The organism is Rhodopirellula sp. J20-39, from assembly GCF_057365095.1.
Window position 1 is genome coordinate 7306820 of record NZ_CP195123.1, and the last position, 16295, is coordinate 7323114.

The 16295-nt window shown below is 55.0% G+C and carries 14 protein-coding genes; 7 read left to right on the forward strand and 7 right to left on the reverse strand.

All coding sequences use genetic code 11. The features are described from left to right. Positions 1 to 9 precede the first annotated feature (9 nt). Positions 10 to 1047: a methyltransferase gene (locus tag ACR3ZL_RS26485; RefSeq protein ID WP_486173096.1), complete on the reverse strand. Its 1038-nt coding sequence runs from the start codon at positions 1045 to 1047 to the stop codon at positions 10 to 12. A 167-nt stretch (positions 1048 to 1214) separates the two neighbouring features. Here ACR3ZL_RS26485 and ACR3ZL_RS26490 point away from each other — a divergent pair, with 167 nt between their 5' ends. After that, complete coding sequence (locus ACR3ZL_RS26490; RefSeq protein ID WP_473650090.1) at positions 1215 to 2150, forward strand: SRPBCC family protein; 936 nt, start codon at positions 1215 to 1217, stop codon at positions 2148 to 2150. 3 nt (positions 2151 to 2153) lie between these two features. Here ACR3ZL_RS26490 and feoB read toward each other — a convergent pair whose 3' ends face one another. Beyond that, a complete protein-coding gene (feoB, locus tag ACR3ZL_RS26495) occupies positions 2154 to 4247 on the reverse strand; it encodes a ferrous iron transport protein B (RefSeq protein WP_473650089.1) in 2094 nt (697 codons plus the stop codon). Further along, positions 4244 to 4579, reverse strand: a complete 336-nt coding sequence (locus ACR3ZL_RS26500) for a FeoA family protein (protein WP_486173097.1) — start codon at positions 4577 to 4579, stop codon at positions 4244 to 4246. Before ACR3ZL_RS26500 ends, feoB begins: the two co-directional genes overlap by 4 nt. 508 nt (positions 4580 to 5087) lie before the next feature. Here ACR3ZL_RS26500 and ACR3ZL_RS26505 point away from each other — a divergent pair. From ACR3ZL_RS26505 to ACR3ZL_RS26520, 4 genes are all read left to right on the forward strand, one after another. After that, positions 5088 to 5558: an NUDIX hydrolase gene (locus tag ACR3ZL_RS26505; protein WP_473653449.1), complete on the forward strand. Its 471-nt coding sequence runs from the start codon at positions 5088 to 5090 to the stop codon at positions 5556 to 5558. A 9-nt stretch (positions 5559 to 5567) separates the two neighbouring features. Continuing rightward, positions 5568 to 6284, forward strand: coding sequence for an MIP/aquaporin family protein (locus tag ACR3ZL_RS26510; protein WP_473650087.1), 717 nt, complete (start codon positions 5568 to 5570; stop codon positions 6282 to 6284). Positions 6285 to 6334: 50 nt separating this feature from the next. Then, positions 6335 to 7576, forward strand: coding sequence for a Glu/Leu/Phe/Val family dehydrogenase (locus ACR3ZL_RS26515; RefSeq protein WP_473650086.1), 1242 nt, complete (start codon positions 6335 to 6337; stop codon positions 7574 to 7576). 109 nt (positions 7577 to 7685) lie between these two features. Then, positions 7686 to 8840 (forward strand): acyltransferase family protein, encoded by a 1155-nt coding sequence (locus tag ACR3ZL_RS26520; RefSeq protein ID WP_473650085.1) that lies wholly within the window; start codon positions 7686 to 7688, stop codon positions 8838 to 8840. On the opposite strand, the gene ACR3ZL_RS26525 is transcribed toward ACR3ZL_RS26520, so the two are convergent. Continuing rightward, positions 8772 to 9365 carry a hypothetical protein gene (locus ACR3ZL_RS26525; RefSeq protein ID WP_473650084.1) on the reverse strand — a complete coding sequence of 198 codons (594 nt, stop codon included), beginning with the start codon at positions 9363 to 9365 and terminating at the stop codon, positions 8772 to 8774. The two genes, ACR3ZL_RS26520 and ACR3ZL_RS26525, sit on opposite strands and share 69 nt — an antisense overlap. Positions 9366 to 9368: 3 nt before the next feature. Further along, complete coding sequence (locus tag ACR3ZL_RS26530) at positions 9369 to 10382, reverse strand: AAA family ATPase (RefSeq protein WP_473653448.1); 1014 nt, start codon at positions 10380 to 10382, stop codon at positions 9369 to 9371. A 148-nt stretch (positions 10383 to 10530) separates the two neighbouring features. Between ACR3ZL_RS26530 and ACR3ZL_RS26535 the strand changes: the two genes are divergently transcribed. Continuing rightward, positions 10531 to 13062: a DUF4159 domain-containing protein gene (locus ACR3ZL_RS26535; RefSeq protein ID WP_473650083.1), complete on the forward strand. Its 2532-nt coding sequence runs from the start codon at positions 10531 to 10533 to the stop codon at positions 13060 to 13062. A gap of 4 nt (positions 13063 to 13066) precedes the next feature. Then, entirely contained in the window at positions 13067 to 13510 is a 444-nt protein-coding gene (locus tag ACR3ZL_RS26540) for a YraN family protein (protein ID WP_473650082.1), read from the forward strand. Positions 13511 to 13601: 91 nt separating this feature from the next. Here ACR3ZL_RS26540 and ACR3ZL_RS26545 read toward each other — a convergent pair whose 3' ends face one another. Both ACR3ZL_RS26545 and ACR3ZL_RS26550 read right to left on the reverse strand, forming a co-directional pair. Beyond that, complete coding sequence (locus ACR3ZL_RS26545) at positions 13602 to 14735, reverse strand: ABC transporter permease (protein WP_473650081.1); 1134 nt, start codon at positions 14733 to 14735, stop codon at positions 13602 to 13604. Positions 14736 to 14743: 8 nt separating this feature from the next. Continuing rightward, complete coding sequence (locus ACR3ZL_RS26550; protein WP_473650080.1) at positions 14744 to 16279, reverse strand: MFS transporter; 1536 nt, start codon at positions 16277 to 16279, stop codon at positions 14744 to 14746. Positions 16280 to 16295: the final 16 nt, after the last annotated feature.

Below are 16295 nucleotides of genomic sequence, written 5' to 3' on the forward strand. Positions count from 1 at the left end.
TTTCCTTCCCTATTCTTTGCGTGCCAAAACAAATCCCCGATCTCCGATCGTGCTCGCATCTCGAATCACTTTCATACCAGCAGCGGCAAGCATCTCCGCATATTCAGTAAGGCTGTAACACTTTCCTTGCGTGATATTCATCAATAACGACGAATACTCCGCGACCGGTAGTGGCCCCGTTTTGTCAGCGTTGATAATCGCGCCATGGATAATGATTAAGCCACCTGCTGGTAAAACCTCTGCCGTGCGCCGAACGATGCCGTTGGCTTCTTCCCGCCCCCAATCGTGCAGCAAATTGGACAAGAGAACCACGTCCACATCATTGGGCCAAGGATCCACAAACATATCACCGGTTTGTACCGCTACCCGGTCGGCCAATCCGTTTTCCTCAATCTCCCGTTGGGCGATTTCATCAACCGGCGATTGCTCAAGCACCACTGCCAACAAGCCAGGGCACCGAGATACCATCGTCATGCTGTAGATCCCCGAACCACCACCAACATCCAGCATCCGCTTGCAACCCTTCATATCACCTTGAAGCGATTCAGCTAGCTTTTGCCCAAACGCAATTCCGCGACAATTCATCAAACTGGTGAAATCATTGGCGAACGATTCGTCTTTCATCGATTCATGCCAGTCGGCACCGTCGGACTTCGCTTGCCAATTCGCAGGCTTGCCAGTCTTCAGAATCTGCACGTAGTCCAGCAACTTTGGCGAATCCGCAATCGGCTTATAGTACGGGCCCAAAAACCAAGGGCTATCCCCGGTCAGGAACTCCTTTCCCACCACCGTCAAAGTCGAACAATCTTGTGAATTCGTTTGCACAAAACCACTGGCTCGGCACAGCGTCATCAATACATCGGCTGGTCGTTCCAACCATCCGAAGTGCGAGCACAAATCAGCCAGCGTGATACCGGGATTCTGGTCTAGATAAGAGAAGAGATCGAACTCAAGGATTGCCGCCGCTATCAAATCAGCCGCGTACTGGCGATCGCGGTAACGAAGAATGACCGAAGGGTCACTAACTGGGGACAGGGCTAAATCCATGACGATCTCAAGGTGGGCTGGGTGGGGCAAAGCGGGCGAGTTCGAGATCAACGTAGGGGCATCAACTCTCGATGTTTGGGGCGTATACTACCAAATGGACAAGCAAGCTAGCCACCAAGCTAACCGCCCACCTAACAAGCCAATTAACCACGCTGGGGAATGAATCCGTGCCAAGTCTTTACGTCAACGAATCCATCCTGATCAACGCTCCCATCGAACAGGTCTTCAATACCGTTGCAGACTACGGCACATGGAGCGAATGGTCGCCTTGGCTGGTCGCCAACCCTGAATGCGAAATCAAGATTGACGGTATGGCCAGCGGAGAGGGTGGTTGCTATCAGTGGAACGGCGACATCTGCGGCCAGGGATCCATGACTCATATCAAAGTAGAATCCCCAAACCGACTGGTTGAAGAACTTAAATTCATCAAGCCATTCCGCTCACAATCGGAAGTCATTTTCGAATTCAAATCCGTCGGCGAGCAGACGCAGGTCAACTGGATCATGAACGGATCTTGGCCGCTGTTCCTGTTCTGGATGAAGAAGCAAATGACAACCTTCATCAGCATGGATTACCATCGCGGACTTAAACGTCTTAAAGCACTCATCGAGACAGGATCCATCCCGGCCCAAGCGATCATCTCGCCAGGATTAGTGGTGCCCGAAAAGGTCACATTTTTGGGCCAAAGAGGGCAATGCAAATGGGCAGATGTTGCCAGCGAGATTGGCAAGGTGCTTGAGTCCACTGAATCCAAACTTGCCGCAGCGGGCATCCCGTTGGCGGATCAAGTCGTCACCGTCTATGAAAAAGTCGATCTCAAAAAGCAGCGATTTGAATTCTTGACCGGATACGTCACCGCCGAACAAACGCCCTGCCCCGCCGGATTGGTAAAGCACCAAGTTGGCGGAGAACAATCGATCCACATCCGGCACGTAGGAAGCTATGAATTCCTGGACGACAGTTGGTCGGCGATCTATCAGATTGCTCGAGGGCGGAAAAACAAACTCAGCTCGACGCCAAGCTTCGAACTTAACCGTAACCTTCCAGGCAAGACACCCGAGCCCGAACTGATTTCCGATCTCTACTTGGCGGTAAAAAAATAACCATCAAGTGAACGACGAAACCGCTTGGTATGCCACAAAGGCGGCGCCATAAGCCAGCAATGTCATGTACACGAACTGAAATATCGCCCATCCCCAAGAACCAGTTTCCTTCTTAGTGACCGCTTGGGTGGGCAAGCACTGCATCGCCAGCACAAAGAATACCAGCAAACTCACACAGGTTGCGGTGCTGAAGACCTTCGTCCCATCATCATTGGTCGCCGACGCCAATCGCTGCTGAAGCGAAGACTCATCTTCCGGTTCCGGACCAAGTCCGTACAACACCGACAAGGTTGAAACAACGACTTCACGTGCCGCAAAACTGGTCATCACCCCAACGCTGATCTTCCAATCAAAGCCGAGCGGCTTGAAGATTGGTGCGACCACTTCGCCCATTCGGCCGATGATTGCGTGTTTCTGATCAGCGGAAGCACGCATGTTTTCCAGCTCAGCTTCGCTCATTGTTTCCACGACCACATCGTTGGACACCAACGTCGCTTCGAACCGTTCGTCAGACAATTTGGGATAGGTCGACAGCACCCAAATCACGATCGAAATCAATAAGATCACGGTGCCCGCGTCCCGCAAGAACATCCATCCTCGCTCGTAAGCGTAACGCAGCGCATTACCGATCGACGGTGCTCGGTAAGGCGGCAGGTCCAGAATCAAAGGCGAAGGTTCACCCGGCAAGAGGGTTAGTTTCAATACGAATGCGACCGCAAAGGCGGCAAACATTCCCAACGCATAAGCGGCTGCAAACAATCCGGCGGCCAAGAATGGCTGGCTCGGGAACAACATCGCGGCCACCATCGAGTAGACCGGCAAACGAGCCGAACACGTCATCAAGGGAATTACCATGATCGCGGCCAATCGATCGCGCCGATTCTCGATCACTTTCGTTGACATGATTGCGGGAATCGCACACGCGTGAGCGGCCAAGAGCGGCACAAACGCCTGGCCCGGCAAACCGACTCGTCGCATCCATCGATCCACCACCACAACCGCTCGCGCTAAATAGCCTGAATCTTCCAGGATCGCGAGCATGAAGAACAGGATCAAAATCTGCGGCAAGAAAATCATCACGCCGCCGACGCCACCAATGATCCCGTCGGTCACCAGACTTTGAAAGTCGCCTTCAGGCAAGATGTTTCCTACCCAGCTCGACAAGCTCGCAAAAGCGCCATCCATCCATTCCATTGGATACTGGGCGAAATAGAAGACCAGCGAGAAAGCCGCGAGCATCACGCCCGCGAAGACCACCAAGCCAAACCACGCATGCGTCAGAATACGGTCAGCCCGGTCGGTCGCCTCATCGGACGCTACCAAGGCACCTCGAGTGCTTTCGCGTGCTAACGCGGTCGCCCATTGATGACCATCGGCATAGGGACAAACGCGGCACGCCCCACAAGCTTCATCATCCGAATCGACCGCCAATGCATTTTCAGCAACGGTCGGCTCACTTTCCGGTTCGCAGCCTGGCAACAATACCGGCAAAGCGGGACCCGCGAGAACGATTTCCAATTGTGACTTGAGTCGATCGAACCCTTCGCCGGTCCGAGCGGAGACGCCGACAACGGGACAACCAATTTTTCTAGACAATAGCGTCAGATCGATATCGATACCGCGTTTTCGCGCCGACTCGATCATGTTCACGGCGACCAACGTCGGGCGACCGTGCTGCAACGCTTGGCGCGCAACCACTAACGTTCGCTGCAAGTGCGTCCCGTCGACGACGATCAACACCGCATCGGGAGCCTTTTCGGTATGACCAGCGATGAAGTCACGGGCGACCTCTTCCTCCGGCGAACTGGCTTCCAGCGAGTACATTCCTGGCAGATCGACCAGCGTGATCGCTTTGCCAGCACGCAGCTCGACTTTTCCAATCCGGCGATCGATCGTTGTTCCCGGGAAGTTGGACGTCTTAGCTAACAGATTCGTTAGTCGATTGAAGATGGATGTTTTGCCGACATTGGGATTTCCCAACATCGCCACCACTTTCCCAGTGGAAACATCTAACTCCGATCCATCGCCGCCATCTAATTCCCGATTATCAAGATCGTCCGATACGACAGCATCAGTCGACTCAATCGGTTGACTCATGAAGGTGCCACACTCAAGAAAATACCACGAGCAATCTCGCCAGCGACAGCAATTTTGCCACCAGCGGCCTTCACGATCATTGGATTACCACCGCGAGCCAACTGCACCCGCTGACCCTCAAAAAGGCCTAAAGATTTCAGCCGGATCGCACACGCCAACGGAACATCCAGACGGGTGATTTGCCCACAAGTTCCGCTGAATCGATTTAGCGAAGTTTCATTAGCATTGCCAACCGAAGAAGCTGACTCCCCGCTTTGTGGAGTAGCTTGCTCCCCAATTTGCGAGTTAGCTGATTCACCGAGTTCACGTTGGGTGGGCATGGTTTCAATCATGTCGTCAGGTTTTTCCAGAGGACCGTGGTATCAACAGCTATTCCAGCAGCCTCTGATTTCAGAAGCCCGCGACCCGTGAAGGTCAATTCCGCAACGCATTCCTAATCGATGACGAAGGATTTCCGCATGTCGCGGCTTCCGTCTGACCTCGCCAATGAGCACGGCCAACGGCCGATCGCTATTTGAGAATGATTCGCGATTAGACGACCAGTGTAGGTAAAGCTCAATACGCAGCCTAGTGGTTTATCGTTTTGAATACGTAACATTTTGCCGGCCCGAGCCTTCGCCATACACCGACACAGCCCCCTAACAGTGCCCCAAAATTGCTCTGGGGTTACCATTTAGCTCCATAACGACTACAGAATCGGTAATTCGCCATCGCAGAAGCGAAGTGGCCTGGCAGCCAAAACGGGAACGGTCTGCCCCAGAAACCGGCATTTCCATGGGAATATTCAAGTTGACGAACACCAGGACGCTGCTCCAAACGAGCCGTTTCGACGTGGTCGAAATGGAATTGCCCTCCCGCGATGGCCAAACCCACTACCGCGCCTACATTCGGCACCCCGGTGCAGTGGTACTCTTGCCACTGCTGGATCCTGACACAATCGTCATGATTGAAAACGAACGCACCGGCGTCGGCGAAACCCTGCTAGAGCTTCCCGCCGGAACTCGAGACGTTGGCGAGCCGGTATTGAAAACCGCTGCTCGCGAATTGGTGGAAGAAACCGGATATTCCGCCACGAAGCTGAACGTCGCTTGCGAATTCTACTCCGCGCCGGGACTGGGCAACGAACTGATGCACCTCGTCGTGGCTCAAGATCTCACCGCGGGCGAGCAACAACTGGAAACCACCGAGCGGATACGACCACGATTGGTTAATCGGCAAGAAATTGAAAAGCTCGTACGAAGCCACTCAATCCGCGATTCCAAAACGCTCGTCGGCCTGCAGTGTTTTCTGCTGAATCACCACCTTTCTTAGGTATCCGCAATGGACCAACCTCTGCTGCGTCGCTGTGTTTGCGAACTCATTGGGACTTACTGCTTGGTGCTTCTGGGCTGCGGCGCGATGGTCGTTGATGCTCAAACAGGGGCGTTGACCCATGTGGGAATTGCAACGGTATGGGGTCTGGTCGTGATGACCATGATCTATTCCATCGGCGATCTCAGCGGCGCTCACTTGAACCCCGCCGTATCGATTGCCTTTGCCGCACTAGGTCGTTTCCCGTTTCGTGATGCGATCAGCTATGCCGTCTTTCAAACGATTGGCGCGACCTTGGCCGCGTTGTCATTGCGTGCGGTCCTTGGACTGGGCGAAGCACAGCTTGGTGCGACGATGACGATCTTGCCACCGATGTCGGCTTGGTGTGTCGAAGCCATGATGACAGCCATTTTGATGTGGATCGTCATGGGCGTTTCGACGGGAGCAAGAGAAAAGTCGATCACCGCTGGACTCGCTGTCGGGGCAACGATCGCGATGGAAGCCTTCGTTGCTGGCCCACTCACCAAAGCCTCGATGAATCCCGCTCGAAGCATCGGTCCAGCCGTTGCGGCGGGCTACTTCGAAAACTTGTGGCTTTACCTCACCGCACCGATCGCTGGTGCATTACTAGGCGGATTCTTGTATCACTGGATTCGTGTGGATGCCGATCCAAATCCAGTTACCGACAACACCACTTCGCCGGAAAAAGTATTTACGGCTTCATAGACTTCTAGTCTCACACTCATCGACTTTTAGTCTCATTGGGAAGGTTCATTATGAAAGCGTTCGAAGCAACTCGGCTGTTCTTCAATCAAGCCGCTGACCAGCTCGACATTAGCGAAGAACTCCGTGAGGCGTTGATGATGCCTGATCGCGAAGTTCAGGTTCAGGTCACCATTCGGCTGGACAGCGGAAAGCTGGCAAACTTTGTCGGCTTTCGCGTTCAACATGACCATAGCCGCGGTCCGATGAAGGGCGGGCTTCGTTATCACCACGAAGTCGACCTGGACGAAACCCGTGCCTTGGCCAGTTTGATGACCTGGAAGACGGCTGTCGTGAACTTGCCCTACGGTGGTGCCAAAGGTGGTATCGGTGTGAACCCGGACGACCTTTCTTGCGCCGAAATCGAGCGTCTAACCCGAGCTTTCGTCGATCAAATCCATGATATCGTCGGTCCTGACACGGACATCCCGGCCCCTGACATGGGAACCGATCACCAAGTCATGAGCTGGTTCCGCAATCAATGGGAAAAGTACCACGGCTTTCACCCCGCCGTGATCACCGGCAAGCCCGTCGAAGAATACGGTGCCAAAGGCCGCGAAGAAGCGACCGGCCGCGGCGTCGGCACACTCACTAATAAGCTCATTCGGCGGCTCGGCATGGCGTCGGAGAAAACGCGGGTCGCGATCCAGGGCTTCGGCAACGTGGGATCCCATGCGGCAAAGTTCCTGCATGAAGCCCAGTATCCGATCGTTGCAGTTTCCGATGTCACCGGGACGTACTACCACCAAGATGGTCTGAACATTCCTGAGTTACTAAGGCACAAAATTGCTCACCCCAAAGGCTTGCTCGAAGGCTTCGAACATGCCGAACATCTTCCGCTAGATGCCCTGCTGAAGCTGGACAAGGTCGACGTGCTGATTCCGGCGGCACTCGGTGGCGTGATCACGACGGAAAACGCCAGTGCGATTTCGGCCAAAGTCATCATCGAAGCGGCTAACGGCCCGGTGCATCCCGGTGCTGACGAAATGCTTCACCAAAAAGGCGTAACCATCCTTCCGGACATCCTCGCCAACGCAGGTGGGGTCACGGTCAGTTATTTCGAATGGGTGCAAAATCGCCAGCACTATCGTTGGTCGCTCGACCGGGTTCGCCAAGAACTGGATCACACGATGAACGAGGCGTTCGAAGACGTTTGGCAAATGGCATCGCAGCACAACGTTTCGCTAAGAACAGCGGCCTACATGATTGGCATCTCGCGAGTCAAACGGGCTACCGAATTGGCGGGACTTGCCTAACCACGACGCCTCATTGCTAACGGCCAGCGGACATGCAAGCGTGCCGCCAGTGTGCGTTTTGTGACCTAGATTTTCCAGTGAACTCTCTTTCGCTGGAACCTAAGTCGACATGTCAAAAACGGAACTATCGCTTCCAAGCAAACAATCCTTTCAAGTGGTGTCTCTCGTAGCCACGGTCTTGGTCGTCGGCATCCACTATCGATCAACGGTCCCCAGTTCGAGCGTTTTTTCGCATCTGAACTCCAACGAGATCGCACAGGAATTCCTCTTTGGCGGAATCGCACGAGTCGCCGTTCCCCTTTTCGCCTTCTTGGCGGGACTCTTCTACTTCCGCAGCGATGACGGAACCCGAGTCACCTATCTAAAAAAGCTACGGCAACGCGGGCTCACTGTTGGCGTTCCCTATTTGCTTGCTGGACTGATCGCCGTTGCGGTTTGGTGCGGGATTCGAGTGCTGGAAAAAGAGTTCAGCGAACTCACACCTGGCAACCTGCTGACGACCTGGCTTCTGCGTCCGCCTGCTGAACAACTCTGGTTCCTACGAGACCTGATGGTATTGGTGACGATCGCGCCATTGATTCGGCGTTTTGTCCTACGCCAAACGGAACGTCCTTGGTGGCTAGCGATTCTTGGTGGGCTTTGGCTATTGAACCTGCAACCTTTCCCAATCGTCGCCGGTTGGTACCTGCTGAACATCGAAACTCTGCTCTTCTTTTCGATCGGCTGCTTGGCGGCCCTAGACACGCGGTGGACGCACCGTTTTGAGAACGCTTCTACTAGGCTGATCGTTCGCACTTCGGTTGCATGGATCGTCTTGGTGGCAATTCGCGTCTGGATGCGTCCCAACTTTGACATTTGGTACGTCTCACGCAACGGTTTGCTAGACCTGATTCTGCACCAATCTTCTATCGTGGTCGGCGGTTGTGCTGTGATGATGCTCGCCTACCGAACGCGTCACGAGTTTCTGCTAAAGGTCTCCAGCGCGTCGTTTTTCGTCTATCTCGTCCATGAGTTCCCGCTGCGGGCGGTGGTCGAAAAGATCTCGGCAAGATTACTTCCCGTCGAAACGGCTTGCTGGATCGTGATGCCGATCGTGGTGGTTGGTTGCTATGCAGCCGCATTCAAGTTGGCGACGATCGCACCGCAAGCGTTCGCCGTTTTCACCGGCGGACGCTTACCCACCCCACCGGCTTCTTCACGCGGCAGCTTCGGTTTGCCACTGAAGCAGTTTCTGGCGAAGGGTTCGAAACGCTTTCTCGGGTGAGTTGTTCTTCTTAGGAACATAAACCGGGGTCATCGGCTCCGGACAAACCACGATACCGAACGGCGTGCGATACAGCTTCACTTGCTGTCCCGGCCATCGGTAAACGCCCCCAGTCGTGGTGATCACCAGCTCATTATCTTCGATTGCGACCACGCAAACCGAATCTTGCATCATCCCTAACTGGGCGACACGTTTTCGGATGATCGTTTTCGAATGATGGACCAAAGCGGTGTAAATCAGCGTCACCAACGCCATCGTCCCGACGAAAACACCCAGAAAGAACAGCGTGCCTTGCGACACCGCCCAAAGGATCGCAGCACCACTGCCGAAGATCATCAGCAACGACCCAATCGACAACCTCAGTGGATGCCGGTGCAACAACAAGTGATCGACCGCGTGTCGCAGTACACCTTTGGTCAACCGAAAAGAGACTTCGGTGGCCCCATCATCTAATCCCTCGACACTCGTCCCCGCAGCCGATTCGACGGAACTGACTTGATAGGGATTCGTTGACGACGAGGTCATGCATTACTTACTTGGACGTGGTGAACTCTGCCCGGTCATTTTTGGTGGTTCCGGGATGGCGATATCTTTTAATAGTCTTCGGATGATGGCATCCGTATTCATGCCTTCGGCTTGAGCCTGGAAATTGGTCGCAATCCGGTGCCGCAGGACTGGCAACGCCACCCTTTGAACGTCGGCCGGTTCGCAATTGAATCGACCCTGCATGGCGGCCATTGCTTTCGCACCCGCGATTAGGTTTTGCCCTGCTCGCGGCCCTGCTCCCCAGTCGACCAATTCGCGAACATATTCCGGAGCCGACTCGTCACTGGGCCGAGTCGCACGCACCAACTGCGACGCATAGCGGATCACCAATGGCCCCGCCGCGATACTGCCGACCAATTTTTGGCAGGTCAGAATCGCACGAGCGGACATCACCTTGTTCACACTCACCGATTCACCGCGAGTCGTCGCCGTTAGGATACGTTCTTCTTCCTCCGCGGTCGGATAGTCGATCTTGATGTTGAACATGAATCGGTCGAGCTGAGCTTCGGGAAGCGGGTAAGTCCCCTCTTGTTCGACCGGGTTTTGGGTGGCAATGGTAAAGAACGGATCGGGCAAAGTATGCGTTTCGCGTCCCACCGACACCTGTCGTTCCTGCATCGCTTCCAGCAACGCAGCCTGGGTCTTGGGTGGCGTCCGGTTGATTTCGTCAGCCAGCAAGATGTTCGTAAAGATCGGTCCCTCTACGAAGCGGAAACTGCGGCGCCCCGATTCGTCTTCTTCAAGAACCTGCGTCCCGGTGATATCCGACGGCATCAAGTCTGGCGTGAACTGCACCCGCTTGAACGACACGTCCAGAATGTCCGATAGCGTGCTGACCATCAACGTCTTGGCGAGCCCCGGCACACCCTCGAGCAAACAATGCCCGCGTGTAAAAATTGCAGCTAACAGTTGCTCAATCGTTTCGGATTGGCCGACAATGACTTTACCCAGTTCGTCTCGCATCTTTTGTTGATGCTCGGCAAACTCTCGCAACACGTCGGCTAGGTTCCGAGGTTTGGCACCCGCGTTTGCGGTTGGGTTCGATTTGGGAGACACTGCCCCAGCGTCACGAACCGGCGGCGGGGTCGGCACCGGCGACGTGTTTTTAGAAGGCGTAGGCGAATCAGTCATCCAGGACGACACAATGGTTGAAAGAAAAACGGATACTCAACACCAACGATGCCTTACCAGTCTAGGCTTTCGAGCCCGAAACCTGAATCCGATTCGGCATGGATTCCGGTCACTTCGACAGGGAATCCAGTCTCGGCTTTTGATGCTTGCACTGTTGGTTTGGGCGTTTGCGATGGCCTGCAACCCTGCTTGCGCAGAAATCGACGCGCTGACAGTACAACGTTCCATCGACCGGGGGATTGAATATCTTCGCAAAACGCAAAAGCCCCAAGGCGGATGGAACGAATACGGTGGCCAATCTTGTGGATTATCGGCGTTGTGTACCCTCGCTTGGGTGAACGCCGGAGTTTCCCGCCAAGATCCCAACCTGATCCAGGCCCTGGAATACCTACGCGGCTTTGAGCCCAAACAGACCTATTCCGTTGCGTTGCAAACGTTGGTTTTCTGCCAAGTTGGCCAACCGGAGGACTTTCCTCGAATTCGGCGTAACGTGGCCTGGTTATCCGCTCAACAAAAGGCCGCTGGCGAACGCTTCGCGGGTGCCTGGACGTACGGTAACGGTCGTGGGAATGGCGATCCCTCCAATGCCCAATTCGCCGTACTCGCTCTCGGAGCGGCAGCGGACCTGGGGATCGAAGTGGACCCGACCATCTTCCAACTCGCCGCCGAATACTGGAAGAAAATTCAACTGCGACGAGGCGGCTGGTCTTATGGCGGTCCCACTCCGTCGGGGTCCATGACTTGCGCCGGCATTGCATCAACCATCATCTGCAATGGCAGCCTACGCGATCTGGACAACCAAAACCAACAACTCAACTGCTGCGGCAACAGCGACTCAGACGACACCGTTCAGCGTGGCATGGACTTCCTTAGCACGGTGTTTACCGTCCGAGCCAACCCGGGTGGCGAACTGCTCAGCTATTTTTATTACCTGTATGCCGTCGAGCGAGTGGGGCGGCTATCGGGACGACGATTGATTGGCGACCGTGACTGGTACCGCGAGGGTGCCGAGCGACTGGTTTCGCTCCAGGACGACTTCCAAGGTTTCTGGCAAGGCGGTGGTCCGGTCGAAACCAATCGAGATATAGCCACTTCGTTTGCTTTACTTTTTCTTGCCAAAGGAAAACGCCAAGTCGTCATCGGCCGACTCGATCACCCATCGACGCGCGACAATACAGTCGCCACTGGCGATCAAATTGCAATCAAGCGAGGCGCCGACTCGGCCGGCTCCCAACCGCACGCGGGCAGCCTGCAAACGCTGGTGCATCATGTCGAAAAGGACTGGCTGCGTGAGCTCACTTGGCAAAACATCTCCGCGGAACAAGCCACCACCGATGACCTTTTGCAAACTCCGGTGCTGGTCATCGCGTCACGTGGTCGGCTCGATTTCAACGCCGCGTTGATCAAGCGTCTCGGTGACTACCTCGACCAAGGCGGTACGATTCTATTCGATGCCCTGGCTGGCGATGGATGTGGGGATGATCGTGCCTTTCGTCAAAGCGTGACGGAACTGTGCAAACAATGGTATCCACAATCACCGCTGGAACCCCTGCCAGCAACGCATCCGGTTTGGTTCGCGGAAAAGTTTGTGGACCCTAAGATCGTACTTTCCGAGAGCGGAAATCAATTTTCGATTGAAGGCATACAGTCTTGTTGCCGCACGCCCATTTTCTATTCACCCCAAAGCTTGATGTGTCGCTGGGGCTACGGCGGTCCATTGCTGCGCAACCTCGACCTGCCCAAAGCGATTGCGGGGCAAGTCAAAGCGGGCATCACAGTAGGTGAAAACATATTGGCGTACGCAACCGGTCGGGAACTGAAAGACAAACTTGACGCCGGTCGTGCAACCCAAGCCGCCGTCGCACCGGTGCCCACGCGTGGAGCGATCCCGATCGCGATGGCTGCGTTGGGTGCGGGAGAACGCCAAGTCAGCCGGGCCCTTCCCAACGCCGCCGCGATCATTCGAGAGAAACTGGCGATCGAAGTCATTTCGATCGACGAGCCAATCGCCTTAACCGACGAATCCCTCAACCGAGTCGGTGTGCTTTACATGACCGGACAAACCGCCTTCACGCTCGACGCGACCGCTCGGCAAGCGCTAAAGAACTTCATTGATCGCGAAGGTATGATTTTCGCCAGTCCGATTTGCGGCGACGAGGCCTTTGCCGATTCGATCCAAAAGGAATTGCGATCCCTCACCAACAACGACTCACTGGATCCATTACCACCCGATCACCCCGCTTTTAGCCCGCAATTCGGTGGCTACGATATCACCCGAGTCAAGATCCGGACCCCGCAACAGAAACGCGTCTTTGGTAGTCCGGCGGAAGCACCCCAAACGCAAACACCCATCGCCATCCAACAGCGTACCGACCCACCCATCATCCAGGTGATCCAGACTGACCGGTCCAACAACGTGTTCTATTCACCGTTGGATCTCAGTTGTGCACTGGAAAGCCAGAACTCCATTCAGTGCCCCGGCTATCCCACCGACGACGCCGCCAAAATCCTCGCCGGCATGGTCCTCTATTACTTGAATCAATGATCGCATGCTGACGCGTTTCTACGACCGTTATCTCGATTGGCGATACGGCACCTTTGATCCTGAAGCTCGCCTGGGTCGTCGTGGTGAACAAGTCGCCGCCCGGTATTTGCGCATCAAGGGATTGCGAGTCATTGCCGAAAGCGAGAGCGATCGCGGCGGCGAAATCGACTTGATCGCCATGAACGTCAAGAAACGATTGATTGTGTTCGTCGAAGTCAAAACCCTCGCCACCCTGCGGCCCGGTCATCCGGCGGACCGAGTCGACGAGAACAAGCAAGCCCGTATTGCCCGCGCAGCGATGCGTTACCTGAAGCGGAAAAAGCTGCTGGGCATCTCCTGCCGCTTCGACGTCGTCGCCGTTTGGTGGCCCACGAACGAACCGCGTCCGACCCAAATCGAACATTATGAATCAGCCTTCGATTCACCACTGGACTACCAGTTCTTTTAATTACGAGGCGGCCCAGTACCGTACCGTGCCGCTCACAGCTCACAGCTCACAGCTCATCAAAAACAGGCTGAGGCCTGGACTTCAGCAATATCTAGCCTTGGTGGCGAAGCGCTTCGGTTGGGTGCAACCGAGTCGCTCGATACGCCGGGATCAATGCACCGATCACGCCGATCCCCAATCCAATGATCGCACCTCGCAGCCAAACCGATGGGGCGATCGACGGCTGCAGGATCCCCGCCGCGGCGGCATGGTTGGAAAGCAGATAAAGCAGCGCAGCGGCACCAATTCCGCCGACCAAAGTCGCAACCAGAGACAGAAATACCGATTCCCAAAAGATGATCGCCGCGACACGGCGAGTCGGCCAACCGATTGCTCGCAAGATACCGATCTCGCCGGTGCGTTCCAGCACGCTGGTCATCATCGTATTGAGCGTACCGATCGCTCCCACCAGCAAAGCGATTGCCGATGTCATCCACGCCATCGAAGAGGCCATCTGCATCCGGGTATCGGTTCGCACAAACTCGTCGGTGGCTAAAGCCAGTAACTTCGGGTCCACCGACTCGATCCGCTGCACAACCGCATCCAATGCCGATTGATCCACAGTGTCGTCTAGAACCACGTTGATATACGTCAACTGTCCTTCACGCCCGGTCAATCGCTGCAATGCTTTCAGCGACAAGATCATCGAGCCGTTTTCCCAAACGCTACCGCTTTGAAAAACACCGCCAACGGTAAAAGGCTCGTCAAAAAGATCGACGGCGTCCCCGACAGATGCCTGCATTCGATCAGCCAGATTTTGGCCCAAATACAACACATCCCCTGGGTCGGTGGCATTCTCTGGTGCCACCGGCTCGAGACCATAATCGGCAAACAACCACGAATTGGTCCGCATCCCCATCGCGGGGATGCCGTAGATTTGTCGGTCTTCGATCGACATGGTTTCCAGCAACACACCTGCCGCCTTCTGCACACCGTCGACTGCGGCAATCTTCTCTGCGAAATCATCGCTAAGCGAACTGCTCAAGCGGTCCGCAGAACCTTGCCGTGACACGACCACGTCAACTCGGTGCGACTCATAGACACTGCGAAACGAATCCGCAAACCCGTCCGCCACACCGACCAATGCCATCACCGAACCAATCGCTGTCGCCAGCGCTGCAAGAGTCAAAAACGTCCGGAAGGGACGTCGAAATAGACTCTTGCAGACAAATCCGAGAAATGACAATTCACGTCCTAGTATGAGGTAGCTGGTGGTTCCTCGTCGTCAGTCGCCGACTGTTCTTCGACCGGTTCGTCATGTGCGACGACGGTCCGTTTGAAACCGAACAATAGGATAAAGTACAACAGTGCCATCGTCAGGGGCACTAGCGCGGTCACCCGCAACGCCATCCGACTGCCGTGCAGGTTAGCTTCGGCGACTGGAGCCGCATCAACCGCGGCGAATTCCTTGTTGGATTGCCACCAATCGTATTGCTTGCGAAGTTCGTCGAACTTCTCGCCTTCCCAAGCCTCGCCCGCGATTTCGCGTTCATTGTCAATTGCTGCACCGCTGTCACCCAGCATTGCCGCTGCGGAACCATCGATCCCAGTAATCGGGGGGAAGAACAGGAACGTGTTTTCGTTAGGTGCCTTCACCCGCTCGAAAGTTTCAGGCGACTGTTCTTGGAGTTGACCTGAAGCGAAATAGTCTTGCTTGTACCCAATCCCCGGTCCACCGAGAGCTCCGGCGGAAAGCATTCCGACGCAACCCATGATCGCCATTCCGATCGTGGCACTTTGTGGGAAACGTTCCCCCAGCACGCCCAGCATGGTCGGCCATAGGAAGGTCTTACCCACCGCATAGATCGTCGCAGCGAAGAACATGAACGGAACGCTGTCGCCGATGCTGATCAAGTAAAGACCAGCTGCACCAATCAAGGCACTGACCAACAACAAACCCAACGACGAAATCTTGTGAACGATGGGTCCGGCGAAGAATCGTAGCACGGTCATCAACAATGACGTGTAGATAAACAGGGCGGTTCCCAACGTGGCACTGCTGAGAATGCTGCCGGTGATCTTATTGATCCAGCTGTCGGTTCCCAATTCGACGTATCCAACGCAAGCGTGGGCAAGCAACAGGATCAAGAAAAACGGGCCGAGCAAACGGGATAGCATTCCGCCATAAGAAGTCGCCCCTTGTTGGGCAGCCGTCTTGGGAAACGTTTCAAACAGGATAATGAACCCGTAGATCGCAACAGGCACCAAGAAGGTCGCCATCAAGATTTCCCAGGCAACGATTCCCTTGGCGAACACGATCAAACCGCCGATCACCAAACCAGCCGGCCAACCGGAGTGCAAAATGTTCAGGTAGTGTGTCTTTTCTTTCGGAAACAGATCCGCCGTCAACGGGTTAATGACACCCTCACAGATCCCGTTGCCCACCGCAAAGATAAACATCGACCAGTACAGCAATGTGTACACCGCGTCTTTCCCGCTGGCGTTAAAGACGGGCGTCGCGGCAAACAACATCACGGCGGAAATGACGTGACAAACCAACGCAATCATCAACAATCGCTTGTAACCGATCGTGTCGATCATGAAGCCAGCGAACAAAATCACGGCTCCAAATCCAACCAACCCGCCGCCGGTAATGCTGCCCAATTCAGTCATGGTGAAGCCAAATTCGGCAGACCAAATTTCGAGCAAACCGCCCCGCACACCAAAGCCTATTCCGGCAGCGACCAGCGTTAAAATGCCAGCGGTAAGAAGTTTTTTGCGATTGTCCATGAGCTGATTGGGGTGA